The sequence below is a fragment of the Blautia sp. HCP3S3_C4 genome (assembly GCF_052064095.1).
Classification (GTDB): domain Bacteria; phylum Bacillota; class Clostridia; order Lachnospirales; family Lachnospiraceae; genus Blautia_A.
The window spans coordinates 1-26,893 of the sequence record NZ_JBQHWF010000005.1 but is presented as its reverse complement, the minus strand read 5'-3'; the positions used below and the strand labels follow the sequence as shown (position 1 = coordinate 26,893).

24 protein-coding genes, 2 pseudogenes and 1 riboswitch are annotated in these 26,893 nt (G+C 45.2%); of the genes and pseudogenes, 4 read left to right on the top strand and 22 right to left on the bottom strand.

Going from position 1 to position 26,893, the window contains the following annotated elements:
• Positions 1-171: 171 nt before the first annotated feature.
• The 3 genes from ACTNC6_RS06270 to ACTNC6_RS06260 are packed head-to-tail and all read right to left on the bottom strand — an operon-like array spanning position 172 to position 4,303.
• Positions 172-2,055, bottom strand: coding sequence for an ABC transporter ATP-binding protein (locus ACTNC6_RS06270; protein ID WP_441043500.1), 1,884 nt, complete (start codon positions 2,053-2,055; stop codon positions 172-174).
• Complete coding sequence (locus ACTNC6_RS06265; RefSeq protein ID WP_441043499.1) at positions 2,048-3,781, bottom strand: ABC transporter ATP-binding protein; 1,734 nt, start codon at positions 3,779-3,781, stop codon at positions 2,048-2,050. Before ACTNC6_RS06265 ends, ACTNC6_RS06270 begins: the two co-directional genes overlap by 8 nt.
• A gap of 24 nt (positions 3,782-3,805) precedes the next feature.
• On the bottom strand, positions 3,806-4,303 hold the full coding sequence (locus ACTNC6_RS06260; protein WP_441043498.1) for a MarR family winged helix-turn-helix transcriptional regulator: 498 nt from the start codon (positions 4,301-4,303) through the stop codon (positions 3,806-3,808).
• Between the two features lie 314 nt (positions 4,304-4,617).
• Between ACTNC6_RS06260 and thrH the strand changes: the two genes are divergently transcribed.
• Positions 4,618-5,220, top strand: a complete 603-nt coding sequence (thrH, locus tag ACTNC6_RS06255; RefSeq protein ID WP_019163186.1) for a bifunctional phosphoserine phosphatase/homoserine phosphotransferase ThrH — start codon at positions 4,618-4,620, stop codon at positions 5,218-5,220.
• Between the two features lie 94 nt (positions 5,221-5,314).
• Here the strand turns inward: thrH and ACTNC6_RS06250 are convergent, their stop codons facing one another.
• Positions 5,315-5,821, bottom strand: a complete 507-nt coding sequence (locus ACTNC6_RS06250) for an NUDIX hydrolase (protein WP_441033230.1) — start codon at positions 5,819-5,821, stop codon at positions 5,315-5,317.
• Between the two features lie 442 nt (positions 5,822-6,263).
• Here ACTNC6_RS06250 and ACTNC6_RS06245 point away from each other — a divergent pair, with 442 nt between their 5' ends.
• Entirely contained in the window at positions 6,264-7,847 is a 1,584-nt protein-coding gene (locus ACTNC6_RS06245; protein WP_441043497.1) for a glucose-6-phosphate isomerase, read from the top strand.
• 114 nt (positions 7,848-7,961) lie between these two features.
• On the opposite strand, the gene ACTNC6_RS06240 is transcribed toward ACTNC6_RS06245, so the two are convergent.
• The 3 genes from ACTNC6_RS06240 to ACTNC6_RS06230 all read right to left on the bottom strand — a co-directional run bounded on the left by ACTNC6_RS06240 (position 7,962) and on the right by ACTNC6_RS06230 (position 14,848).
• Complete coding sequence (locus ACTNC6_RS06240) at positions 7,962-11,852, bottom strand: ATP-binding protein (protein ID WP_441043496.1); 3,891 nt, start codon at positions 11,850-11,852, stop codon at positions 7,962-7,964.
• 14 nt (positions 11,853-11,866) lie between these two features.
• A complete protein-coding gene (locus ACTNC6_RS06235) occupies positions 11,867-13,348 on the bottom strand; it encodes an extracellular solute-binding protein (RefSeq protein ID WP_441043495.1) in 1,482 nt (493 codons plus the stop codon).
• A 114-nt stretch (positions 13,349-13,462) separates the two neighbouring features.
• Positions 13,463-14,848, bottom strand: coding sequence for a sodium-dependent transporter (locus tag ACTNC6_RS06230; protein ID WP_441043494.1), 1,386 nt, complete (start codon positions 14,846-14,848; stop codon positions 13,463-13,465).
• A gap of 184 nt (positions 14,849-15,032) precedes the next feature.
• Between ACTNC6_RS06230 and ACTNC6_RS06225 the strand changes: the two genes are divergently transcribed.
• Both ACTNC6_RS06225 and ACTNC6_RS06220 read left to right on the top strand, forming a co-directional pair.
• Entirely contained in the window at positions 15,033-15,584 is a 552-nt protein-coding gene (locus tag ACTNC6_RS06225; RefSeq protein WP_441043493.1) for a prolyl-tRNA synthetase associated domain-containing protein, read from the top strand.
• Positions 15,585-15,748: 164 nt separating this feature from the next.
• Positions 15,749-15,839: riboswitch (cyclic di-GMP riboswitch) on the top strand.
• A 223-nt stretch (positions 15,840-16,062) separates the two neighbouring features.
• A pseudogene (locus ACTNC6_RS06220) lies at positions 16,063-16,760 on the top strand (PAS domain-containing protein).
• A 30-nt stretch (positions 16,761-16,790) separates the two neighbouring features.
• On the opposite strand, the gene ACTNC6_RS06215 reads toward ACTNC6_RS06220, so the two are convergent.
• The 15 genes and pseudogenes from ACTNC6_RS06215 to ACTNC6_RS06145 form a co-directional block, all read right to left on the bottom strand.
• Entirely contained in the window at positions 16,791-17,123 is a 333-nt protein-coding gene (locus ACTNC6_RS06215; RefSeq protein ID WP_441043492.1) for a hypothetical protein, read from the bottom strand.
• Between the two features lie 59 nt (positions 17,124-17,182).
• Entirely contained in the window at positions 17,183-17,995 is an 813-nt protein-coding gene (locus tag ACTNC6_RS06210; protein ID WP_441043491.1) for an alpha/beta fold hydrolase, read from the bottom strand.
• Between the two features lie 210 nt (positions 17,996-18,205).
• A complete protein-coding gene (locus ACTNC6_RS06205; RefSeq protein ID WP_441043490.1) occupies positions 18,206-18,517 on the bottom strand; it encodes a hypothetical protein in 312 nt (103 codons plus the stop codon).
• Between the two features lie 396 nt (positions 18,518-18,913).
• On the bottom strand, positions 18,914-19,180 hold the full coding sequence (locus ACTNC6_RS06200; protein ID WP_441043489.1) for a type II toxin-antitoxin system RelB/DinJ family antitoxin: 267 nt from the start codon (positions 19,178-19,180) through the stop codon (positions 18,914-18,916).
• 649 nt (positions 19,181-19,829) lie between these two features.
• Complete coding sequence (locus tag ACTNC6_RS06195) at positions 19,830-20,171, bottom strand: DUF3795 domain-containing protein (protein WP_441043488.1); 342 nt, start codon at positions 20,169-20,171, stop codon at positions 19,830-19,832.
• 10 nt (positions 20,172-20,181) lie between these two features.
• The gene (locus ACTNC6_RS06190) at positions 20,182-20,730 is read right to left on the bottom strand and encodes an erythromycin esterase family protein (RefSeq protein WP_441043487.1); all 549 of its coding nucleotides are present in this window, start codon (positions 20,728-20,730) and stop codon (positions 20,182-20,184) included.
• Positions 20,731-21,543 carry an erythromycin esterase family protein gene (locus tag ACTNC6_RS06185; RefSeq protein ID WP_441043640.1) on the bottom strand — a complete coding sequence of 271 codons (813 nt, stop codon included), beginning with the start codon at positions 21,541-21,543 and terminating at the stop codon, positions 20,731-20,733.
• A 128-nt stretch (positions 21,544-21,671) separates the two neighbouring features.
• Positions 21,672-22,118: a GNAT family N-acetyltransferase gene (locus ACTNC6_RS06180; protein ID WP_441033202.1), complete on the bottom strand. Its 447-nt coding sequence runs from the start codon at positions 22,116-22,118 to the stop codon at positions 21,672-21,674.
• Positions 22,119-22,176: 58 nt separating this feature from the next.
• Positions 22,177-22,542: pseudogene (locus tag ACTNC6_RS06175) on the bottom strand (GNAT family N-acetyltransferase); the annotation flags it as partial.
• 66 nt (positions 22,543-22,608) lie between these two features.
• Positions 22,609-23,208 carry a methyltransferase family protein gene (locus tag ACTNC6_RS06170; RefSeq protein WP_441043486.1) on the bottom strand — a complete coding sequence of 200 codons (600 nt, stop codon included), beginning with the start codon at positions 23,206-23,208 and terminating at the stop codon, positions 22,609-22,611.
• Between the two features lie 34 nt (positions 23,209-23,242).
• On the bottom strand, positions 23,243-23,659 hold the full coding sequence (locus ACTNC6_RS06165) for a hypothetical protein (protein WP_441043485.1): 417 nt from the start codon (positions 23,657-23,659) through the stop codon (positions 23,243-23,245).
• 6 nt (positions 23,660-23,665) lie between these two features.
• Entirely contained in the window at positions 23,666-24,415 is a 750-nt protein-coding gene (locus ACTNC6_RS06160; RefSeq protein ID WP_441043484.1) for a lysostaphin resistance A-like protein, read from the bottom strand.
• 61 nt (positions 24,416-24,476) lie between these two features.
• The gene (locus ACTNC6_RS06155; protein WP_441033192.1) at positions 24,477-25,229 is read right to left on the bottom strand and encodes an MBL fold metallo-hydrolase; all 753 of its coding nucleotides are present in this window, start codon (positions 25,227-25,229) and stop codon (positions 24,477-24,479) included.
• Positions 25,230-25,341: 112 nt separating this feature from the next.
• Positions 25,342-26,241 carry an alpha/beta fold hydrolase gene (locus ACTNC6_RS06150; protein ID WP_441043483.1) on the bottom strand — a complete coding sequence of 300 codons (900 nt, stop codon included), beginning with the start codon at positions 26,239-26,241 and terminating at the stop codon, positions 25,342-25,344.
• A 40-nt stretch (positions 26,242-26,281) separates the two neighbouring features.
• Positions 26,282-26,671, bottom strand: a complete 390-nt coding sequence (locus tag ACTNC6_RS06145; RefSeq protein ID WP_441043482.1) for an alpha/beta fold hydrolase — start codon at positions 26,669-26,671, stop codon at positions 26,282-26,284.
• Positions 26,672-26,893: the final 222 nt, after the last annotated feature.

The window sequence follows — 26,893 nt, the reverse complement described above, 5'->3', positions numbered from 1 at the left end:
CCTTTTCGGCTCCCTTCTGATTACGCTCTGATTCTTCCTCTTTTAAAAATGCTTCGTGAACAAATAATCTTGAATCCGAAATTGGATAGTGTTGTCCTCCAACCTCAAAAACCCCCAGGCCATACAGGCATTGCCTTCATGGTCTGGGGGTTTTGTAGTTTTGCCGGGGCTTTATGACAGCTCCAGTTTACCTGTATATAATTGATAGTAGGTGCCGTGCTGACGGATCAGGTCTTCGTGGTCACCGCGCTCGATGATCTTGCCGTGATCCAGTACAATGATGGCATTGCTGTTGCGGATGGTGGAAAGTCTGTGGGCAATAACGAATACGGTTCTGCCCTTCATCAGATTGTCCATTCCTTTCTGTACAATGCTTTCTGTACGGGTATCGATACTTGAAGTTGCTTCATCCAGGATCAGTACCGGCGGATTGGCTACTGCTGCTCTTGCAATAGACAGAAGCTGTCTCTGTCCCTGGGACAGTTCCTCTCCGTCTCCGCTTAACATGGTATCATAGCCCTTGGGAAGCATTTTGATGAACTGGTCTGCGTGAGCCAGTCTTGCTGCCTCATATACTTCCTCATCTGTGGCATCCAGTTTTCCGTAGCGGATATTTTCCCGGATGGTTCCTGTGAACAGGTGGGTATCCTGAAGTACGATTCCCAGTGAATGTCTCAGGTCATCCTTTTTGATCTTGGTGATATTGATTCCGTCATAGCGGATCTTACCTTCCTGAATATCGTAGAAACGGTTGATCAGGTTGGTGATGGTAGTTTTTCCTGCACCTGTGGAGCCTACGAAGGCAAGCTTCTGGCCGGGCTTTGCAAAGAGACTGATATCCTGAAGGATTACTTTATCCGGGTTATAGCCGAAGGTTACATCCTCGAAGCGGACATCTCCTGTAAGTTCTGTATAGGTTACAGAGCCGTCTGCAGAATGAGGATGCTTCCATGCCCACATGCCGGTTCTTTCCTTGCATTCTGTGATATTTCCCTGGGCATCTTTTTTCGCATTAACAAGCTCTACATAACCTTCATCTTCTTCCGGCTTCTCATCGATCAGGTTGAAGATTCGTTCAGCACCTGCAAGGGCCATAACAATGGCATTGAACTGCTGTGCCACCTGCATGAAGGGCTGGGTAAAGCTCTTTGTGAACTGCAGATAGGAAGCCATGACACCCAGAGTGATGCCGCCTACTCCTGCTACAGAGAGAAATCCTCCCAGAACTGCTGTGAGCACGAACTGTAAGTTACCGATGTTTCCAATCACAGGACCCATCATGTTGGCGTATTTGTTGGCGTTGGCGGAGCTTTCAAAGAGAGCTTCGTTCAGACGGTCAAATTCCTGTTCGGATTTTGCTTCATGGTTGAAAACCTTAACAACCCTCTGACCGTTCATGCGCTCTTCCACAAATCCGGTCACATCTGCCAGAGATACCTGCTGACGGATGAAATATTTACCACTGTTTGCCCCGATCTTACCGGTCACTGCCATCATAATGAAGATAACAGCCACAGCCAGGATGGTCAGCAGTGGACTAAGCACCAGCATGGAGATAAAGGTTACGATAATGGTGAACAGTGCCATCAGTCCCTGAGGGATTGCCTGGCTGATCATCTGTCTCAGTGTGTCTGTATCATTGGTGTAGAGACTCATGATGGAGCCGTTGGTATTCTGGTCGAAGTAACGGATAGGCAGAGTCTGCATATGCTCAAACATATCGTCACGGATGCGCTTCAGCACGCCCTGTCCGATAAATACCATCATTCTGCTGTAAATAAAGGTTGCGATCACCCCTACTGCGAAAATGCAGCCCAGAACTGCCATTGCCTTGTACAGCTCTGCATAATTGGGGGCTGTCTGTCCGATCAGCGGGATAATATAATCATCCAGCAGATATTTCAGGGACAGGGATACGGAAATGCTGGCTACTGCGCTGAGAAAGATACAGATAAATACCAGTATCAGCCGCAGCTTATAGGTTTCGGTTATATATTTCAGAAGTCTTTTGGCAGTTTTGATGGTGTTCTGGTCTACTTTTTTCTTCTTATTCATCTTCTCCGCCTCCTTTGACCTGTGATTCATATACTTCTCTGTAAATTTCATTGGTTTTCAGTAATTCTTCGGAGGTTCCTACTCCTGCGATCTTACCGTCATCCAGTACAATGATCTGATCTGCGTCTTCAATAGAAGAAACTCTCTGCGCAATGATCAGCTTGGTGGTATCCGGGATTTCCTCGCGGAAAGCCTTACGGATCAGGGCATCTGTTCTGGTGTCTACCGCACTGGTGGAATCATCCAGAATCAGAATCTTTGGCTTCTTCAGCAGGGCTCTGGCAATACACAGACGCTGCTTCTGTCCACCGGATACGTTGTTTCCGCCCTGGACGATCATAGTGTTGTAGCCATCCGGAAATTCATTGATGAATCCGTCTGCCTGTGCCAGGCGGCAGACTCTCTGAACCTCCTCGTCACTGGCATGCTCATCACCCCAGCGGATGTTTTCATAAATGCTGCCTGAGAAAAGCACGTTCTTCTGGAGAACCATGGATACCTGGTCACGAAGCGCTTCCAGATTATACTCGCGCACATCAACGCCTCCTACCTTTACACTTCCTCCTGTAACATCGTAAAGTCTGGGGATCATCTGTACCAGTGTAGACTTGGCACTTCCGGTGCCGCCGATGATTCCTACGGTCTGGCCGGATTTAATATGAAGATTAATATCCTTTAGGGAAAGATTGCCACCTTCTCCTCCGTAGCTGAAGTCCACATGGTCGAAGTCTATGGAGCCGTCTGCCACATTTTTCACTGCATCAGCCTGATCCTGCATTTCCGGAACCTCATCCAGAACTCCTACGATTCGGTCTGTGGATGCCTCAGCGATCATAATCATAACAAATACGAAAGTTACCATCATCAGGGAGCCGATGATCTGCAGGGCATAGACAATCACACTGGTAAGCTCTCCTACTTCCATAGTTCCGCCTACGATAGATCTGCCGCCGATAGCTACCAGAATCAGCACGACTGTATACATGGTAAACTGCATAACCGGGGCATTCCATGCCACGATCTTCTCTGCTTTGGTGAAAAGATCATAGACATATCTGGAAATCCCATGGAATTTCTCGATCTCATAGTCCTCACGGACGAAAGCCTTTACCACGCGAGAGGCGTTTACATTCTCCTGTACGGAATTGTTCAGCACATCATACTCATCAAATACCTTAATGAAATGAGGGTGGGCTGCTTTTGCAATAAAAAGCAGGGTGCCTCCCAGGAATGGTATGGCAATGAGGAACAGGATTGATGCCGGTTTGCTGATGGTCAGTGTCATGATCCAGGACAGAATGATCATAAACGGTGCCCTGGCCAGCAGACGGATACTCATCATATATGCCTGCTGCACATTGGTAATGTCAGTGGTCATTCGTGTAACCAGTCCTGAGGTGGAAAAATGGTCGATATTTTTGAAGGAAAAATCCTGTACCTTGTAGAAAATATCATGTCTCAGGTTTTTGGCATAGCCTGCTGCTGCGTAAGCTGCCATATTTCCGGCCTGTACGCCGAAAAACAGTGCAAGCATTGCCATCACAACCAGAATGATTCCTCTCTGTATGATGTAGCTCAGATTGCCCTGGGCGATACCGATGTCAATGATCTTGGCCATCTCCAGGGGGATCAGAACTTCCATCAGAACCTCCAGGATTACCAGAAGCGGTGCCAGAATGGACTGCTTTTTGTACTCCCGGACGGAACGTAAAAGTTTTTTGTTCATCTTTGTTGATGTCCTCCTTGTATTTTATTTTTTGTAATTGCTGTCTTTTTTATTGCACATTTTCTTTCTGTTTGCACACATCTGCCACAGAACCTGTTTGCACAGCTCCACATCCTCTTTCGGGATGCCCCGAATCATTGCTGCTTCGTCCTCTTCAATGCTGTGAAGGATAGGCTGGCGCAGGGATTCTGCCTTTTCTGTGGGAAGGATCCGTTTCAGGCGGGCATCCTGCTTCGCACATTCTCTGTAAATGTATCCGTTTTTCTCCATTAGCTGCAGGATTCCTGTTACTGTAGGTTTCCTGATCTGAAATTCCTCTTCAATATCTTTCTGGTAAAGATCTCTGTGTATGCTTTCCAGAAGGATAAATTTCAGCACATGCTTCTGCATGGATGTCAGATCTTTATTCTCTATCATTTCCGCCGGATTGTGACGTCTCATGGAATGGGATAAAATACGGATCAGACGGCCTACGTGCATATTGTTCAGTTTCTGCCTGGTTTCCTGGTCTATGATGTTCACCTCCCGGATTTTGCCACATGGTTAGGATGCTATCTGTTAGTTTCCTAACTATTATAGGGAGTTGTTTTTTTATTGTCAATACATATTTTTTAACCGAATCAGGTAAGTCCCCTGCGGAGGTTGCGAATATCCGCCTGACTCCATTCTCAGTAATATTCGCCTGATATACAGAACCTTCGGCTTACGCCGGATATATCTGTACATAAATAACAGTAACTTGCAAGGCTCTTCAGAATATGTTAAGATATTTTCGTCAAATAAAGCGGTAAAGAATATTTACAAATAAAGATGTTTTCACAAAGGAGGATTCTATCATGTATATCACTTGTCTTGATGTAGAGGGCGTTCTGGTGCCTGAGATCTGGATCGCATTTGCAGAGGCCAGCGGCATCCCGGAGCTGAAGAAAACTACCCGTGATGAGCCGGATTATGATAAGCTGATGAACTGGAGACTTGGGATTCTGAAGGAGCATGGTCTTGGACTGAAAGAAATTCAGGAGGTTATCGCAAAGATCGATCCCCTTCCGGGTGCAAAGAAATTTCTGGATGAGCTTCGTTCTTTCTCTCAGGTAATCCTGATCAGCGATACTTTCACACAGTTCGCAGCGCCCCTCATGGAGAAGCTTGGAAGACCCACTCTGTTCTGCAATACACTTGAAGTTGCAGACAACGGTGAGATCACAGGCTTTAAGATGAGAGTGGAACAGTCCAAGTTAACTACTGTAAAGGCTCTGCAGTCTATTGGATTCGATACCATTGCAAGCGGCGATTCCTACAATGACCTGGGTATGATCCAGGCAAGCAAGGCCGGCTTCCTGTTCCGCAGCACAGACAAGATCAAAGCAGATTATCCGGAGATTCCGGCATACGAGGAATATGATGAGCTGCTGGCAGCAATCAGAAATGCTATGAAATAGTCTTATAAAAAAACCACCATACAGGTCAAACTGTTCCTGTATGATGGTTTTTTATTTTGCGATTCCATTACTGTTATTATTCTGTTATGCCATATTATGACAGGTAAAAAGCCTTCTTTATACTATCATAATGAAGGAATTTTCCCTCTGCTGCAAAGGCTTTGATCTCATCAACAGTGGCAAACATATATCCATCCGTCTCTTCTGTCTGCAGATGCAGGTCATTCTCGTCAATGTCCATAATGAAACGATACACATCCACAAAGTAGTTATCTCCTTCACCCGGATTCTCTCGCTTATAGGTAAACAGATATCCGCCTTCTGCATTCCGGGCATCCAGTCCTGTTTCCTCTTTTACTTCACGAAGAACTGCTTCATAAGATTCTTCACCAGCCTGGGCTGCACCTCCGGATACTTCCCACCAGCCAGGTGCCCATGCCTTGGTCATCACACGCTTGGTGATCAGAAATGTGCCATCCGGTCTGCCGATAACGCCAAGTACAGTTAAATGATACTCTCCATCCTTCAGGCACCAGTCATTTCTTTTCATTGTGCGTCCTGTTGGTTTCTTATTTTCATCATAAATATCCCAGAATTCCATTTTTGATTATCTCCCTGTAAAATTGCTGTCTAACTGTAGCTTTAGTTACTGTTCACACACCACTATTCCGCGAGGTGTTTTGGCATGAATATGCCAAAATCCCGAGACATACAAGCCAAAATTCCATTGCCGCAGGCAATCTGGAATGAATTTTGGCTGTGTTACTGTGAACGGAGTGAACAGTAACTAGCTTTATACATAATATCATCTTGCCGTTCTTATTGCAAATAGTTACTGTCCTGTTTATGGTATTCTTATCAGAAAAACAGGTTTTTCTCCACAAAATAAGTCTCTATACGTTGAAATCTTCCCCATTTTTAAGTATAATTGCACTAAAGCGGTTATTCTGTTACATCTTTCTGATCCAGACTTCAACAGCATTAAGTCCGCTTCCGGATAAATGTACCTGAAATCGCATCTATTCTAAAGGAGGAATATTATTATGGCAACATGGAAAAATCTCGACACTCTTGCTTCTTACAGCAAACTTGTCGAACTGAAAGGTCATGTAGATATCGCAAATGCCATGGCAGGCGAGAAAGGTGCTGAACGTGTAAAGAAATACAGCACACCAATGGCAGCCGGTTTAGCTTACAACTATGCTGCAAAGCAGATTGATGAGACTGTTCTTGATGCACTTGCAAAGCTGGCAGACGAAGCTGAACTTATTGAGAAATTCCAGGAGTTATACAACGGTGCAGTGATCAACACCGGTGAGAAACGTATGGTTCTTCATCACCTTGCACGTAAACAGCAGGGCGATGCTGTAGTGGTGGACGGCGTTGACAAACGTGAATTCTACGTTGCACAGCAGAAAAAAGCTGCAGACTTCGCAAACAAGGTTCATACAGGTGAAATCACCAATGAGAATGGCGAGAAATTCACATCTGTAGTTCAGATTGGTATCGGCGGAAGTGACTTAGGTCCACGCGCATTATATATTGCTCTTGAGAACTGGGCAAAAGCAAACAACACATTTAAAATGGAAGCGAAATTCATCAGCAACGTAGATCCTGATGACGCAGCTGCAGTTCTTGCTTCTGTAGATCTTGCTCATTCTCTCTTCATCGTTGTATCCAAATCCGGTACAACCCTGGAAACACTGACAAACGAAGCTTTCGTAAAGAACGCTCTGGTGAAAGCAGGATTAAACCCATCCAAGCATATGCTTGCTGTAACAAGTGAGACTTCTCCTCTGGCAAAGAGCGAAGATTACCTGACAGCCATCTTTATGGATGACTATATCGGCGGACGTTACTCTTCTGTTTCCGGTGTAGGCGGAGCAATCCTTTCCCTGGCATTTGGTCCTGAAGTATTTGCACAGATCCTTGAGGGAGCTGCTGCTGAGGACACTCTTGCTACAAATAAGAACATTCTTGAGAACCCGGATATGCTGGATGCACTGATCGGTGTTTATGAGAGAAATGTACAGGGCTATCCTGCTACAGCAGTTCTCCCATATTCTCAGGCACTGAGCCGTTTCCCTGCACACTTACAGCAGTGTGACATGGAATCCAACGGTAAATCCGTTAACCGTTTCGGTGAGCCTGTAGACTATGTAACAGGACCTGTGATCTTCGGTGAACCAGGTACCAACGGACAGCATTCCTTCTATCAGTTATTACATCAGGGAACTGACATCGTTCCTCTGCAGTTCATCGGATTTAAGAAGAGCCAGTTAGGCGTTGATGTTGATATTGAGAACAGCACAAGCCAGCAGAAGCTCTGCGCAAACGTTGCAGCTCAGATCGTAGCTTTCGCCTGCGGCAAAAAAGATGAGAACCTGAATAAAGACTTTAAGGGCGGACGTCCTTCCAGTATTATCATCGGTGAGGAGCTTACACCTGCAGCCCTTGGTGCACTTCTGGCACACTTTGAGAACAAGATCATGTTCCAGGGCTTCCTCTGGAATCTGAATAGCTTCGACCAGGAGGGTGTACAGCTTGGTAAAGTCCTTGCAAAACGTGTACTTGCACACGACACTGACGGAGCACTGAAAGTTTACAGTGATCTGCTTGATATCTGAGAAATCCTGATCAGACCATAACCAAAACAAGCCACATTCAACTTCTTTTTCTGTTGAATGTGGCTTATTTATTTTCTCAGTCAGATTTTTATTTCTGACTCCTCTTAGTAACCTTTAGCTTAAATATTTCCTAAGGGTCTCTTCAAGCTTCTCCATACTCAGGGGCTTGGTCAGATGTTCATTCATTCCACTGGCTATGGATTTCTTCTGTTCCTCCTCAAAAGCATTGGCTGTCATGGCTACGATAGGTATGGTCCGTGCATCCGGTCTGTTCAGCTTACGGATTTCCCTGGTGGCCTCCAGTCCGTCCATCACAGGCATCATAATATCCATCAGGATCATGTCATAATAATCCACCGGCGAAGTTGCCATCTTATCCAGCGCGATCTTTCCGTTTTCTGCAGGATCTACAACAATTCCATAATCCTCCAATACTGCAGAAATAATCTCCATATTCAGCTCATTGTCCTCCACAGTCAGGATCCGCCTGCCCTTCAGCTCTACAGCAGTATTTTCTGATTCCTCCTGCTTCTGCTCTTTCGGCGACTCTGTCAGGGGTAGCCTTAGTGTGAAGCTGAAGATACTTCCCCGTCCCGGTTCACTCTCCAGCATGATATTGCTGCCCATCATATGAATAAGACGGTTGCTGATCGCCAGTCCCAGCCCGGTTCCCTGACGGTAAGCACTGTCCTTTTGTCTTACCTGCTCGAAGTTCTGGAAAATCCTCTGCTGATCCTCTTTCCTTACACCGATTCCGTCATCCTTCACTGCAAAATAAATCTCTGAAGCATTGCCGTCTATGCAAGTCTCCACTGCCTCAAAGCGGATATTTCCGCCCTCAGGCGTATACTTGGAAGCATTTCCCAGCAGATTGACCAGCACCTGACAAAGACGAAGCTCATCTGCCAGGAACCAGGAATTCTTCAGGGCAATGTACTCTGTATATTCCTGCTGTTTTTCCCTGAACCTGGATTCAACCAGATCATGAATACCCATAAGCTTCTTTTTCATATTCACTTTGGACGGCTGAAGCTGCATTTTACCGCTTTCAATCTTGGACATATCCAGAATATCATTTACCAGAGACAGCAGATACTGGGAAGAGTTTCTGATCTTTTCCAGACATTCCACTCTTCGCTCCTCTGTCTGATCCTCCTTCAGGGCAATGGCTGTCATACCCATAATCCCATTCATCGGTGTACGAATCTCATGAGACATCCGGGCCAGGAAATCCGATTTTGCCTGTGCAGACAGGTCGTGCTTCTCCTGATTGATTCTGTTCTGGATAATCGTCACGATCTCACGGATTTCCTTATAATCATTATCCGATTTCAGGACTTCCTCATTTTCTCCCATGAAAAATATGGTTCCGGAATACTGTCCGTTGTCCGTCATATCTGCCCCTATTCCCTTACCCGGGTCAAGGAAGGAAGCAAACATTGGATTCTCTGTGATCTCACTGCTTACAGGCCAGATATCCCTGCCTGCATGGGCCTTTGTAAATCTTCTGAAATCTGCCTCTGTACACTGAGCCATTTTTTCAGATTTCCGATTTCCCTCTGAATACTCACCGGACTCAATGTGGTCGACCTCCGGTTTCTTCCGCCATTGATACTCCAGTGTATTTACCATATTTTCCCTGTCATAAGCAGTGATCACCAGATTATCCAGCGAATATCTGGAGTTCAACTCTTCTGCAAACAGATCCAGTGGAACACTATAATCTGCTCCTCTGTCAAAAAGGTTCAGGGTAATGGACATCAGACTCATCTGCTCCGTGTAAGCTACAGAAATAATTTTACCAAAGTCCCAGTCATCTGAGAGGACTTTGTTCTGCTTCAGCCTGTTTTCCAGCTGCTCTGCCAGTTTTTCAGTCTCAGTCACCCTGTCGGCCTGTACCATTTCACTGATTAACGCAGGTTTCAAAACATCCCTATGGATCAGCTGACTGAATTCCTGCTCCACCTGACGGATCATAATCTGAACAGTTTTCTCATCCAGCTGTGACAGCCAGCCCCCTACTGTCCCTGCGCTTACACGCACCAGAACCGGCTGGTCTTTCATGGCTTCACAGGTTTTTCTCAGAATCTTTGCCAGCTGTTTCAGAAGCAGATCTCCAACAATCAGTCCATACTGCTTATTGATCTGTCGGAAAGGATATATATGAAGAGCAAAAAGGGTTCCCTCCTGCTGGGTGCTGCGCATATCCTGGATCACCTGCAGCCCTTCTTTCATATTATAAAAGGAAGTGACCGGATCCATTTTTTTCCTGCGGATCTCCTCCAGCTCCTGTTCCTTCTGCTGATTGATATTGTGCAGATATCCTGTGATCATGGCTCTGGCATCTGTTTCATCAGAAACCACCTTTGCCGACAGGTTAAACCACTGATAATCTCCTTCTTCATTCTGTTTCAGTCTGAAATCTTCATCTATGGTATCCACAGCATACGCAAAGCAGTCTGTGATCCTTCTCAGGTCCAGAGGATGAACATAAATGCCTGTAAGGATTTCCAGCTGCTGGCTGCGGCTCCAGATGCCATCCCTTCTTTCGCTGTTCATAATTTCAATCTTACCCTCCCGGATCCGGTAGGTAAAAAAGATATCCTCAGAGCTCTCCACAGCAATCCGGTAACGTTCCTTTTCCTCTCTCAGCTGATCCTCTGTCTTTTTCTGAGCCTCTGTGGCACTCTCCAAAACATCATGAAGTTCATCTATCTCCAGAATCTTAGAGGGTGGAAAGCTCCGGATTCCCTCTGGTCCCTTTCTCACACTGTTCATAAGGGAATGAACCGGTTTCATTACACGCCCTACCACAAAGATAACCACACAAATCCCAATGACAGCACAGACAAGCAGAACATTTAAAATACCTCTGTACAGCCCTTCTCCCATTCCGAATATTGACTTCTCTGTTACCAGAGCACACAGCTCCCATTCTGTATTGTCATAGGGGACATTATTGCTGTACAGACTCATGGGACTGATCAGTGCATAGATTTTCTGCTTTCCTCTGAGCACATCCTTTACCACATACAGATCTGTTTCCTTTTGCGGTAAAAGTGTAAAGGTTCCTCCCTGTCTGTGCACTGCTTCATGCAGGCTTCCCTGTCCGGTCACGCAGATATACTCTTTCTCTCCTTGTTTATAGGACAGTATATATCCTGCATTCAGATTCTCATCCAGCTCCCTCACATCCATATATTCTTCCAGCAAATTGAGAGATACCTCAACTCCCAGGATTCCATATACCTCATTTCCATAAACCAGGGGCAGAGAATAGGTTATCATCTCATGGTTGTCCATGGGATTCTCTTCCAGGATAAAAGGCTCTGACCAGTATCCCAGATTCACCATATCTGTATAAGGATGGGCGAGAGCCCCTTTATAGGGCTGGTAAAAGAACTCATCTGCTGCCCGCTTTCCCTCTCCTGCCAGGCTAAATCGAGTAGACCAGGCATAATCCAGGGAAATGGATGCCTTGCGGGCCAGATTCTTGTTTCCTCTCTCCAACAGCAAGTCTGTATTGGTAGCAGTTTTTCTCTGAGGATCAGAATCCCTTATAAAGAATCCGTTATAATCTGAGGCTTCTTCCACCGGATCCCCATTGGTCAGAACCAGAAATAATCCGGAGGCTGTATTTCTCTGCACCGCTCTGATCATATTGGGAAAAATTCGCTGCAGATAGGCCTCCTGAAGACTTTTACTCTCCCTGAATTCTGCAATATCCAGCTCCTGCTCTTCCAGGAAATTACCCAGGCTGTTTGTCAGATCCTGGCGTTCCTCCCGCACAGAGGACCACTGGTCTGCCATTGCAGTCTGAAGCATCAGCTGTCTGTTCCGGAGAATATTGGAATCTGCCTCCAGTATATTTTTCTCCATCTTTGATTTTGCCCCGCTGCACACAAGCATGGTGAACAATAAGCTTCCCTGAAGCAATACAATTCCACAAAGAGGAATCAAAAAGATTCTCAGCAAAGGCTTTTTCTGCTTTTGGATCTTTTTCATCTTAATCTCCTTTTTTATTCAACACTTGCACTTAATGCTTTGCAAAATTCCTCATACCACTGGTCAAAGGCCTGATCTGTGAGATACTCAGCAGCTGCCTCCTTCCTGGAAATACCGGAAGCCACTTTTTCATCGATGGCTGTTTTATCTGCTGTGGCTTTATCAGACAGATTATACTCCAGGATCTGACGGGCATCATAGCTTTTTTCAAAACATGCCGAAGTATAAAATTGTGTCTTGTCAAAGGTGTCCATCGTATCCTTCAGACAATCATAAGCCTTCTGGCTGATGTCAATGGAATTCTCTTTGACCACCCGATCCAGGGCCTTGATGGTATTTGCATCCTTCCGCACAGGCAGATAAGCCGATTCACACACAAATCTCAGATTCTGCTCCTTCTGAGTAAACCATTTCAGGAATACACTGGATGCATATTCATGTTTCTCGTCAGATTTGGACATAGCCATACCTGCGCCCTGCTGTACCTTGTAGTCTTTGCCACCCTTAAGGAGCGGTGCATTCCGGACAATATAATCAATCGTATAGCTTTCCTCATCATCCTCTACCTTATCCGGGAAGTACATGGCAGATGCCGTAGAACCTGTGTAAGCCAGGATATCTCCTGTCTTCACATCATCGGAGCGGAATTTACCAAAGGCTGCGAAATATCCCATAACATAGGGTACATAATAATCGTCCCACAGCCGGCGGATGCTCTCCTTGTCTGTATCCACAGTAACCTTGCCGTCCTTCACCTGGAACAAATCTTTTCCCAACTGCTTCATCCCAATGATAAAATAATTTGCCATGGCATCTCTGCCATAGAAAGCCTTGCCGTCATCAGCCACATCCGGCGTCATAGCATCTGTCCAGTCATAATATTTCTCAGCTACCTCTCTTACTCCCTCCAGGGTAGAAAGCTGATCCAGAGTAACCCCTGTAGCACTGGCAAAGGGTTCCCAGTCTGTCTTGTTGATCATCATGATCTCTGTTGATTTTGCTACAGGAAAGAGATACAGGGCTTTGTTCCCCTCAAAATATCCCTCCTGGATATAGGAATCCACATATTCTGACAGCTCCTCCTCCGTAAAATACTGAGACAGATCTGCCAGACCGATTTTTTTCTCAATGGTATAAGCCACATCTGCATAGGAGGAAAAGATGTCGGGCATCTCATCCGCACCTACCAGTCCATCTGCTGCATCTGTGATGGCTTTCTCCAGATCAGCCACAGATCCCTGGCTGTAGCTTTTTACAGAAATTCCTTCATCCTTGCCTATCGTATTATTAAACTCATCTACCAGGTTATCAAAGGCTGTCTGCTGCAGGCCATTGTAATAATGCCATACAGTCAGGGAAACAGGATTCTCAGGATCCAGCTTTACTGTTTTTGCAGAATTCTTTTCTGTATGATTGCTGTCAGTAATTCCACAGCCCGTCAGCGCAGAAGCTGCTATGGCTGCGACCAGCATACTGACCAGAAGTTTCTTTTTCATCTTGTATGTTCTCCTATTATATTTTCCTGTTGTTATTTTATCCTTTTCTGTCATTGGTGTAAATACCAAGACATAAAAATGCCCCGTGGCCGAAGCAACGGAGCATTTCTCATTTTACATGCTTATAATTCCCAGTACATTGGCAATAGAGCTAAGCAGGATAATGATCAGACAGGCAGGAGCAAAGTATTTCAGGAATACTTTGTACAGCTTCTTTCTGCGGAAGGGAGAGGACTGCTCAATCTCCTTTGTGATTCTGTCAATTCCAACTACCTTCAATACCAGAATACAGGTTGCAAGTGCTGCCAGAGGCATCATAACAGAGTTTGTGGTAAAATCAAAGAAGTCCAGGAAATTCATTCCAAAGATACGGATGAAATCCAGAAGTCCATATCCCATAGAAGAAGCAGTTCCAAGAACGATCATAACCACTGCCATCAATGCGCAGCTTCCTTTACGTCCCCAGTGAAGCTCATCCATGATTGTGGAAACACTGGTCTCCATCAGAGAAACTGCACTGGTCAGTGCCGCAAGCAGTACCAGTACAAAGAATACAATTCCTGTCACAGTACCCAGACCCATACTTGCAAATACCTTGGGCAGGGTAATAAACATCAGGGACGGTCCTGCCTGAAGAGTCTCAGGGTTCCCGCCTGAAAAAGCGAACACTGCCGGAATAATCATCAGGCCGGCAAGCATGGCAATACCTGTATCAAAAATCTCAACCTGTGTAGTAGATCTCTCAATATCCATATCCTTTGGAACATAGGAACCATAGGTATATAAGATTCCCATTGCAATGGACAGGGAATAGAACATCTGTCCCATAGCTGCCACTACCGTCATCCAGGAGAAGTTTTTCACATTGGGGATAAGGAAATATTTCACACCCTCCAGTGCACCCGGACGTGTGACAGAATAAATGGTAACTACAACTGCCAGGATTACCAGAACCGGCATCATGATCCTTGACATTCTCTCTATTCCATTTTGTACACCGCCCAGAATAATGGCAAAGACAAACACAGCAAAAACAATAAACCACAGCTCTGCCTGCCAGGAATCTGCAATAAAGCTTCCAAAGTATCCGTCCTCAGATACTTTCTGTACATTTCCTTTGAAATATTCCACCAGATATTTAACTACCCAGCCTCCGATGGTACTGTAATAGGGAACGATCAGCATGGGGATCACTGCATTCAGCCATCCGCTCACCTTAAAGACTTTCTTTTTCCCAAAATGTGCAAAAGCACCTACCGGACTCTTTCTGGTCATTCGTCCCAGAGCTGTCTCTGACATGATCAGCACATAACCAAAGGATGCTGTCAGAAGAATATAGATCAGCAGGAAGATCCCACCGCCATATTTCGCTGCAAGGTAGGGAAATCTCCAGATATTCCCCAGTCCTACTGCTGAACCGGCAACTGCCAGTACATAACCGATCCTGCCGGAAAAGCTCCCCCTTTGATGGCTATGCGTAGAATTTTTTTCGTTTTTCATCTTACACCTCGTTAGAAAGGCCTCCCTCCGGATTTCTCCCGGGGAGGTCTGAATTTTTTCTACTCATATAGTATCAAAAGGGAGCAGGAATGTCAAAGACTATTACCTATATATCCCTCTGTTGACAATACCCATACAAAAGGATTACACTTTCATCAATGAAAACGTAAAGGAGTATCACGAAATGGAATTACAAAAGGGAAGACCTGAAAATACAGATGGCCGTCTGGACAAAGAAATCCGCGTCTATGATTTTTTAGATAAGCTTGGCATTCAATATCAGCGTATTGACCATGAAGCTGCTATGACTATGGAAGCCTGTGAAGAGATTGATCGTGCCCTTGGTGACAACACCACGATCTGCAAAAATCTGTTTCTGTGCAATCGCCAGGAGACGGATTTCTATCTTCTTCTGATGCCCGGTGATAAACCATTTAAGACCAAGGATCTCTCTGCACAGATCCACTCTGCCAGATTATCTTTTGCCAAACCGGAATATATGGAGAAATATCTTGATATCACCCCCGGATCCGTCAGTGTCCTGGGACTGATGAATGATTCCGAGAAAAAGGTGCAGCTTCTTATTGATGAAGATGTCATGAAGGAACCTTACTTCGGCTGTCACCCCTGCATTAACACTTCAAGTCTCAAATTTACAACCGAAGATCTGATGCAGAAAATCATCCCTGCACTGGAACATGAACCTGTCACAGTAACTCTGCCGGTTCCGGAATAAGGGAAGCAGATAACCAAAGACACAAGAAAGCCCTCAGCCATGGATTTTATCATAGGCGGTATGAAAGATGACTTGATTCGGTTAAAATATATATATTTTTTCCATCAAAATGTTATTGACGTAAGAACAACCACATGGTATTTTATTTTTGGAAAAAATGAAAATTATTTTAAAGGCAAATCTGTTGAAAGGCAGGGACGCAAAGCCAGAAGGGACTAAAGTCAGAAAGTTTGACCATGTCAGCCGGTTGCCACTGTTTCCATATCATCATAATATATGGAAAAGATGTTTGAACAGAAGAGATTCCGATACCTTTTATACTATATAGATGTGTGATTTTAAAGAAATATAGTAGGGACACTGGCAGATTTTGGCAGGTGTCCTTTTTGTATGCAAAAATGGGTAGCAAAACTATCAGGGACAAGTTTTCTGTATACAGATAAAAGAAGGCATAAGACGGAGAGAGGATTTTTATAAAATGAAAAATTATGAAGACAAAATATATTCTTTAGGTGAGACTGTAACGGGGCAGACACAGGCCATGTCACAGGCCGTACAGAAAACACTGGAAAATAATGGCGGGGTAGGTATAATGACAGGATCTTATGACCAAAACCTGTCTATTTTGTCTGTGACGAAAACAGTGAGATTGTGAATGCAAACTGGAGTCATGAATTCCGAAAAATGCTTGGCTATCATGACACTCTGGACTTTCCGAATAAACTGGAATCCTGGTCAGATCTTCTGCATCCACAGGATAAAGAAAGAGTAATGGTGCAGCTTCAGGCGGCAATTAAGGATAAGACGAACCAGATAAAATACCAAGTAGAGTATCGTATGAGAATGAAGGATAATCAATACCAGTGGTTTCGGGCATCGGCAGAAGTGGAAACGGCAGAAAATAGAAAAATTGCAGTTGAAAAAGTAGAAGCTTCTCCGAAAGACTTGTATGATCTTGTTTTTATGGATATCCAAATGCCTGTCATGAATGGTTATGAGGCAACCGCAGCAATCAGGAGCCTTCCGGGTGAACAGGGAAAACTGCCGATTGTTGCCATGACTGCCAATGCTTTTGCAGAAGATGTACAACTGGCCAAAAATACAGGCATGAATGGACATATCGCAAAACCGCTGGATATGAATAAGCTGAATGATGTTCTGGAAAGCTGGCTGTAACTGATTTTCATGTGATCACAAAGTATATTACTAGGAACAGAGTGAACAGATATCCTGTTTATTTTTGTCCAATGCCTTTTTAAACAGTTTCTTTAATTCGCACAATTCAGGAATATCAGCAATGCTATCAATAAACGCCTTTAATGAACAGGGCGGAACAAGTGTAACACCACAATATGCAAGCCCTTTGCCTTTAACAGAAAGTGTATGCCAATAAAAGTCAATGGATGAAAGTCTTTCAACAACACCTTCTAAATCTTTATCATCAACAGAAATGCATTCGTATTTCCACGGTTCATATTCGTCATATCGCTCGCTCTGCCGAGGAGTATTCATCATAATTCCAAACTCATGTTTTGCCATATACCATCACCTCCGCAACTCCCGATTTTGCGATTACATAATCTGGGAGTTGTCTGTTATTAAATACCTGCGGCAAATTCTTCTATTAAACTGTTTATCAATTCCGGTTTATCTGTATTAGAATTATGTCCAGCTCCTTCAATCCACTCCAAAGGAATTTTGCTCTTTTGGTGCCATGCTTTGTTATACCTTATACATGAACCGGCATGGTCTTGAGTTCCACATATTAACAGAGATGGGCACTTCAGTTCATATGGCAGATTCTTTTCCATTGCCTCTGCCAAAATACGAAAACCATGCCCAGCAATTTGCGCATAACGCTTTTGGTCACCATCATAGACCAGCATCATTTCACGCATTAGATTTCTGCCATAATCAGACGTGGCAACTCCTTCCGTCCCCAATTTCAAAAGCAATTTCCACGGATAATGAGCATATACTGGTTCCATTCGCTTCAGAAGCCAGAGTTCAACCGCAGTCACATAGTTTCGTTGCAACGGTGCAGAGTCAATGGAGACAAAACCTGTTAATCGGTTTGGATAGAGCTGTGCATAAGCCTGCCCAACATATCCGCCCATAGACTGCCCAACAATGACCGGTTTGGCAATTTTATCTTGATTTAAAATATCGTTCATCCATTTTGCCTTATCGAACAAATCGAAATCAAACCGAAACGGCCATGAAGCGGCGTGTGCCGGTGCATCCCATACCACAACATTATACTTCTCCTTGAAATGTTGAATCTGCTTATCAAACAATCTATGATCGGCAGTCAATCCGGGCAGAAAAACAAGGGTAATTTCATCCGGGTGTGAAACGTTTGTCCAATAGTGGATTGTTCCGCAAGGAGTCTGATATGTTTTTTCTTCCATTAATTTTCTCTCCAAAACTTACGATTTGTTAAACTCAACACACCTATTATACCTTATATCGGCAGATTCGCATATCCATTTTATGTCATATTTCTGCAATATAAAAGGTCAAACCCGTCAAGCCCGATGGTTACTGACGAATCTGACCTTTTATAATCAAATTTCTGAATTTTTTCTTCTATTATAATATGTGTCAAATCAGGATTTAATTTATCTCGTCTTTATCTTAAATCCGTTCTTAAAGATGAATAGTATATCATCCTTTGACTTTACCACCACTTCCTGAACAAGGCTGCTCCAAAGTCCCTCATCGAATTCTTCTACCAAAGTGCCCTGCTTTTCCAATGCCCCGATGAATCCCTTGAACAATTCCCTCTGAGCATTTTTACCTTCAATCTGTTCTGAAATCTTGTCATATTCTGATTTGATAGTATTGTACCTTTCGGTAATATCAGCATATCTTCTCTCATATTCATTCTGGTCAAGTGCCATCCGGCTGTTCTCTGCTATGGCTGTCTGCATCTGCTCTGCAATGATTATACATTACTCCGCACACCCACTTTGCATTTTTTTAGCAAACTCACTTGTAAAAACTTCCCTTTCCGGCCCTTCCGGGATACTGCACTATTTTTACTTTTTTCTTTCTGCCTTTTTCTCCCGGCGATGCATACAACACCAGGTTCTTTTCAGGCATACTTTTGATAAGATTCTTTTGTAACTTTTCTCTCAGAGCGGCTGGAAACAGCTTATTTACTGCATTTTCTCCGGGTGTGGATTTCTTTAAGGTTTCTTTTTTCTCTATGTTTTTATGTCTTTTTTTGATGTTTTCTCGGGTGCTCCGTATGGCTCGGATTTTCTGATTCTTACAAAGGAGATTATCAAAAAAGTGCCAAAGAGGAGTGCCAAAAAATAAATCCGTTATTCAAACTCCATGGCATCAGAAAAGCTGCTGTATCTCTTAGTATTAGGATCCTTGCTGATTCTTTTCGCTTCTTCCATAGCCTCAATAACCTCTGGCTTATATTGTGGAACCACTACATCAAATGGAAGACCACCTCTCATAACACACTGTCTAAGGAATATATTCATTGCGCTGGACATATCCATTCCTAACTGTGAAAAAAGCTCTGTAGCCTGCTTTTTTAAATTTTCATCAATTCTTACCTGTGTAGGTATTGTAGCCATATGAACACCTCCCATATAACATATTTGCCTATAGTATATACTCATTTCTTAATTCATATTATATGAAGAAAAACATTTCTTGTCAACGTTTAGGTTTACATTGTGTTTTAAATGTATCACTTTATCGTAACCACCAATTTGATACCATTCACGTGCGCTCCACCTACACTCCAACGCTTGCCCCCCTTTTGCACCCTTAAATACGAATAAATCCCCTCCTCTATCTGAGCTTTACTTTAGACATCATCCAAGATAATTCCCATGTCAGCTATTTCTGATATGAAATTGATGGGAAATTGCAGAATTTACAGATATCTTTCCAATATCTTTAATCCTTCCCCTGCATCTGTTCCTAGTATTTCCTGCATTTTTTTGAAATCATGAACTTCATGCAGCTTATCATGAACATAGAAGAATTTTTCTTTTCCATATTTGTGAATAAACATTGCCTGAGCCTTGCAGGCACTTGCCCCGTCATTGTCTGGTTGATAGAATCCCTTCGTACACTCTTTTAAATCCTCACACTCATAGCAACCATCAAGCCCTTCTTTTCACAACAATCTATATTTGGACATTTACCCTTATCATAAAGCGTTCTATCGCAGACGGTCAAAATATTCAAGGTTATCTCGCTTTCGCTTGTCTATCATCACCGGTCACGCTCAAGCAGCCGTGACTTTGCCTCCGAATTGCTGTTCCAGACCGCACCCACCGTGGGGTAGCCGCCCCTGTCCGGGCAGTCTCCGCAGGTGGCAAGGCCCTTTTTCAAAACGCACTGCCGGATGGGGCACAGTTTGTCGCAAAACGGTGTCTTGACTCCCTCCGTGCGGCAGCCCAGGCAGTTGATCATATCAGGGGTGATGGGAACCCCGTTCAGCCCGCTCCAGAGCTTTGCGGTCTTTTCCCGGAGTTCGTTGTCATTGTTCAGCGTAGCGACGCGGGCATCGCAGGTTTCGCAGTCCAGTCCGCAGCAGGCAATCAAATTTTTCATGGTATTTTTCTCACTTTGCTTGCTTAATTCTTGTCGGTGTTCCTTCTGAAACATAAAGCATACTGTCATAAGCCATTTCCGGATTTTCAAATACCCTGTATGACATTGGGATCGTCCTTATGATGAGGTTGTACCCCTCTCCAAGGGATCCATTATAAATATAATCCGCGGTATATTGCTTCAGGGAAGAATCCTCCGGTATTTTCGAGAAATCCAACCAGCAGATATTAAACCCTGCTCTCTTAGCCGCTTTTGCAAGAGGGTCATAGGAATAGAAGGTCTGATTGGTTCGGATTCCGTTTCTGCCGCGGGGCAAATTACAGGTCGTCTTGTAGAAATCCGTCCCGATCACATAGTAATCGTCCTCCAGTTCCTCATACAAAAGGCCGCCCATGTTCCCGTAGCCTGCAACCTTTTCAATATGCCCATTATGACCGGAAACAAAAATACATTCTCTCCCGAGCTTTTCCTCCTGCTCCAGGATACACAGCGTATTCTCTTTCATAAATGAATCCCTCAGCGAGATATACTCCGCGCTGGCGCCTTCGCCGGAATTCAACTAACAATTTTGAATCAGTATTTCAGCCAGATGTACGCCAAGGTCGCTTTCCTCTTTTGCCGCTAAAAGCGCTTTGATCTGCTCGAAATGCGCTTGTCTCTGTGGGTAATCGTACTCCGGATTCCAGTCTTCACCGGTCACCAGAGGTTCGATCTTGGCAGCGGATACCCCCAGTTTTTCGCATTCTTCCAGAAGAAGCTGATAGGTGTACAGGCCTCTTTGCATATCAAACCCGTAGAAGCGAAGATCCTCCCCTTTCGGAGCTTTCTCATTGTATTCCCGCATATAGGAAATGAGCGCAGCCATTTCATCTGTACGGTAAATCGCAAATCCGATGTTTGCCGCCGCTTCCTCGGCAGTGCCGGTGCCGCCGTGAATATATCGGTTTACCATCTCACATCCGCCGAAATCGCCTTCCAGTGCGAATGCTTTTACGCCTTCGTTTTCTACCAGCAGTTGAAACACATCCAGCTTTAACTGCTGGAATTCGCTGTTGCCATGAGATGCCTCTCCCAGTGCGACTACCCTTACCCCTTCCGGAATTGTCAGGCTTTGGACAGGTTCTGCGTATTTTGCAAATTCTTCCGGGTCCACACTTTCACCGGTTCCAAATCCGCCGAAATATGTAAATACCTCAGCCAAAAGAAGCACCGTGATAAAAATGCACAGGAAAACGGTACGGAACACCCGGCCCTTCTTTTTCTTTCTATTTTTGACTACGACAGCAGCGGTCACCAGGCTCATCCCCATGGCCTCATAGCCGTTTTCCTTTTCCTGCTTCTTTTTCTTTTCTGCCCGTCCGGCGAAGAACACCGCCAAAGCGATCCCGGCACCACCAGCGGCACCGCCGCCATCATAAAGTCACGCATAAATTTTCACTCCTTTTTCTTTTAAGACACCACTGCGCAAAGACCGCCTGACGGCTTTGTGAGGTGTTGCCTTTACTCTACAACAAAATCTGTCCAATCAATATGGTTATACACCATCACATCATTTGACTTTTTCATTCCGATTTTTTCATAAAACGGAATTGCATTCTCGTTTACACAGGTGTACATGATGATGTTCTCTTTCCCACCTGCTAATTCGAGTAATCTGCCGACCAATGCTTTTCCAATTCCTTTTCCCGTGTATTCGCGAGCCACTCCCAAATCTGTTATAAAAAGCCAATACGCAAAATCTGTTATTCCAAAGCATACCCCGATTATCTCATGAGTCTCATTTCTTGCAACAAGGCTAATAGAAGCCTTATTCACTAATGTACCTATACGTTCTTCAAATCTTTCTTCTGGATATTGGGAACCTAAGTCCGTATGTTTCAAGAAATCAATATATTCATCGGCTGCCAGCCTTTCTTCTCTAATTACATATTCATTACGCTGCCTCATATTTCCCCTCCGTCAGATTTCATTGCCTTCTATAAGCTCATTATCAAGGCATTTCGAGTTAAGAAGTATCTTTCCTCCATATTCTTGGCCAAACCGTGCCGTTACTGTAAAGGATAAAAAACAATAGAAACTCGTTTTTTCTGAATTCGCCGTTTGCGATCAGAACATCCTGCACAACGCCGCTCAGTTTGATCTGAAAGTCTGTTTCGCTATATCCGTTCCGCCCGTAAAACGCTTTGCGTCTTTTCCTTATTTCAGTGTCCGGGGAGGTATCCTCACACGGTTCAATGGAAACGATGAGCTTTTTCTCCGGGTATCTGTTCCTGATTTCCTTCAAGATTGCGCTGCCGTACCCCTCCCTACGAAGGCTCTCGTCCACCGCCAGAAACATGAGAAACAAAAGTTTGCGGTTGACAGCGAAATACGCAAAACCGCATCGATCAACACCTACTTTCTCTAAACTCCATCTTGTAACTCCTGTCTTTCTCCTTTATCGCCGCCCAAGATAGCGCAGTGTATGCCGCTTGTATTCCCGGTACGCCGCGCCGAATGTTTCCTCCAGATACCGTTCCTCCTGCAAAATCTGTAAATGCAGCATCACAATGGCAAACACCGTAAGCGGCACGGTCAGCAAGTTACAGTACATCAGCATCACACCGATATACATGAGGTCAAAGCCGAGAAAGGCCGGATTGCGGCTGAACCGATAGATGCCGGATGTGACCAGCTCTGTGCGATCTCGATCCGGGATGCCCGCCCTCCAGCTATCCTTCATACTGAGAACGGAAAGGAGAAAAATCAAATCACCGAGCATCCCGGTAACAAAGCCGGTAAAGCGCGCCTTTGCCGCAAGGCAGCTCCAGCCGAACGCTATGGACACAAGCTGCGCGATCACAACGGCCAGCGTAGCAATGCTCATCAGCATCTCCACCGTGTGAATGGACGTTTCTTTTCGCTTTCCAATTTGCCGCGTCCGGATGCCGCGGCGCTTCTGCGCCAGCATCTTGGCAAAATATATGCCGTAAAACACTGCCAGCACAAAAAGGGCAGGCAGGGCATAAGAGAGAATTTCTTCCATCGGATATTCCATAATGCAACTCCTCTAATGAATTTTGTTTTAGCCATTACTTTTTTCTATTCTTCCTTGTGGAGGCCACCCGTATAAACGGCACAAGCAGCAGAACACATACGAGAACAGAACCGCCGAACTGCCCATACGACATCCACACATTTGATTCCGGCGGACAGGGATAGATCACCGCCACAGCCACCCGGAAAAGCCAAAGCGCCAGCAAGAAGCCGTAAAGACAGAACGCCTCCGAGTTCCCCGCGAACACCTTTTTGCCCCACAGAATGACGGTAAGGCTCAGCCCCGACAGTAAAAATGAAAAGCATAGGTTGACATAATTGATGGGAACCACCAGCGTTTCATACGGTATATACGAAGCCCAGCCAAACATCCATGGTACGGTAAAATGCCACAGTCCCACAAGCAGGCTGATCGCTGCGCCCACATAGTACATGATTTGATATTTTTTCATCGGATTTCACCTGCCTTTCAAAGCCGGTTCCCTTTTGCGAGCAGTTATTCGGAACAGATAGAGGAAATAGACCAGCAAGACGATAAACTGTACTGCGCCCAGAAATATCTCAAACTGCGCGGAAGCCTCCCCGCTGATGAAGGAACAGAAGTCATGCAAAGCGTGGGGCAGTACGCAGGGGAGAAGACTGCCGCTTTCAGCGAAAATCAGGGCAAATACCATCCCGTAGACCAGGGCGAAGCAGATTTGGACAACTGTTTCCCCCAATTCCGCGCCTCCAGCTATGTTCAGGAGATGGCTGAATCCGAATAGAACGGATGAGATTATCATTGCCTTTCCCACGCCGCGCTCCAACCACAGGCCGCAGATAATGCCTCGGAAAAAGATTTCCTCCGCCATCCCGATTCCAAGCGTCAAAAACAAGTTTGCTAAAATCAATGCCGCACCACCGTTAAAGTTTATTCCCGCCGTAAAAGGGGAAAGGGCAATGAGCAAAAGCGGCGAAAAATAGAGCATTCTCTTTGCCGCCCCTTTTTCCGCACTGCGAAATCCCAGCTTTGAGATTCCTTTGTATCGGATGATGGAATTCGCCAATGTGATAATTACAAGCCCCCAGATCACAGCACCCCTGATCAGCGCGGAGGGAATGCCCTCTATTCCCGTGATCACCACGATTGCTCCCTGCGCGAAAAAGAACAGCAACAGCAAAAGCGTTGCCATAGCGGTTTTCAGTATGATTCTGTCTTTCCGTTTCATTTCGAGCCTCCTGTCCCGGTCACAGACATATGTCTTACCAAGCGATCGGATCTCTTTCGTCCTATCTTTCCTGATATACAATTCTTCTTGGTTCTTTTCCATAAGGATGAGCCATGCAGGTTCCGCCAAAATAGCTGTAGGGCTCATCCTTATCCTTGATTCCCACGCAGACTTCCCAGACTGCCTTTCTATGTACTTCGCAAAAAGAAGCATTCACAAGCTCCAGGTTATGTCCTGTCAGAAGATAGTCAAATTCTCCCCGCATTTTCTGTATTTTGTCCAGAGATGCCAGAAACTGTTCCATGGGAAGACACTCCGGCAGCTGCATCCATGTCTGTTCCAGAATGCTGTCCCCCGAAAATAAAATTCTGTCTTTCCTGTCCAAAAGCACAATCCCGCCCGGTGTGTGTCCCGGCAGTTCATACACTTCCAGAAAAAGACCTCCCAGATCAAATACATCGCCTTCCGTTACCGTCAGAAACTCAGCCGGCTGCCGGTTCATTTGCCTGATTGCTGCCACAAAAGCAGGATCTTGATAAAACCTTTCGGCCACCGGAATATCAGCAGGATGTATATATACCTTCTCAAAGTATACATTTCCATAGATATGATCAGGATGACCGTGGGTATTGACAACTGTAAGAGGAAAATCCGTGATCTCTTCGGCCACCTTCCGCACATTCCCATATCCTGTCATAGTGTCGATAATCAGTCCTCTCTCACTTCCCGTCACCAGATATCCTGTGGACTCATCATTGTCATTTAACAGCCAGATATGATTGTTGATCTGTTTTACTTTAATTCTTTTCATCATACTGCTCTCCCTTTTTCAATTCCGGTTTGTTACTTTCGTTTCGCTTCTTTCAAAAGGGGCTTTGAAAAATTCTCCTGTCCAAGTCCCGGCCATGTGCCAAAAGAAGTTTCTGTCAATGTGATCTGTTTTCCACAAAATCGGAAACTGCCTTTTTGATTTCTTCTCCGTGCCCTGTCAGCAAATGCCCGCCGCTTTCAAAGGAAATGAACGTGCAGTTCGGGAATCTTGATACCGCTCTCTCCGTATCGGCGTAGCTTGCCAGCTTATCGTCCTTTGCGTGGAAAATCAGCGTGGGAACCTGAAAATCCTCAATCGGATAATCCCCAAAGTTCCTTGCCATATCGGGGTTGGTAACGGAAGCATCCAGTATCACGCCGTCCTTTCTGTCGTTTACGGGCAGCATACTGTAAATGGTAGACGGCTCCATCCCCATGATTGGCTCAAACATAGGGCTTAACAGGAACATGGCGTAATCATTGCACAGGAACGGAGGCGGCCCGGCATATTCGGCATATTCTTTCGGCTTCTCCACAGGCGGCATGGCGGAGCAGTATAAAATCAGGCCTTTCGTGCGTTGGGGATAATCAAGGGCAAATCGGATCGCAACGCTGCCGCCTGCCGATGTGGCCAGCAGGTGCACCTTGTCAATGCCCAGCTTGTCCAACAGCTCCACATAGGCCACCGCCTGCCTGGCGGGCGTTCCGTCGCCGAAAACGTCGCTTCCCAGGTATCCGAACCGTGAGGGAGCGATGATCCGATAGTCGGAGCAAAAGTCCTTACAGGTGTCATAAGCCTGGTCATAGCCGCCGAAAATGCCGTGGACGGATAAAATCACCTCGCCCTCACCCGAATCGACATAAGTTATATCGCCGTAGCTTAATGCCGCCGTCTGAGCATTGTAAGCGGCAAGACGGTTTTTGCTTTCCCTCACCGCCGCGCCGCATCGTATCCCCTGGACAATGAAATACATTGCCAGAGCAAGGAATACTCCCCCCACTATGTAACTCCACATTCGCTTACACCTTCTCTTTTCAGTCACTGATTTCGTAAAATCAAGCCTCCAGACACTTCGCCCGCTGAGCCAGCTGTTCGATCAGCCGGTTTACAATCTCCGGCTGGTCGGTGTTGGAGTTGTGCCCAGCATCTTTGAGCCATTCCAGGGGAATTCCGGTGTCCTCATGCCACGCCTTGTTGTATCTAACGCAAGACCCCGCTTTGTCCATCAAATCGAAGGCAAAGGCAAAGGGCCAGGAGGCGGCGTGGCCGGGGGCGTCCCACACAATGACGTTGTATTTCCCCTCAAAATACACGATTTGTTTGTCAAACAACCGGTGATCCGCTGTCAGACCGGGCAGGAACACCAACGTTATTACGTCCGGTGAAATCAGATGCACCCAATAATGGATTTTGCCCAATGGTGTCGTATATGTTCTCTCGTTCATACTTCCTCACTCTCCCTTTTTGCACCAATCCTTTTCTCCCAAACGATCATTTTCATATACTCCTTCCTTGCCCATCGGGGCGCGTTTATCATTTTAGTATCTGCTTATATCGTAAGTCATTGTCGTGTAAATTGTTAAGGAAACAATCGGAGTTGGTGTAAACGAAAAAGCAGTCTTGCGGTTTTATAAAACTGCCCTTTCGTTTACATCAATTTCGATTTT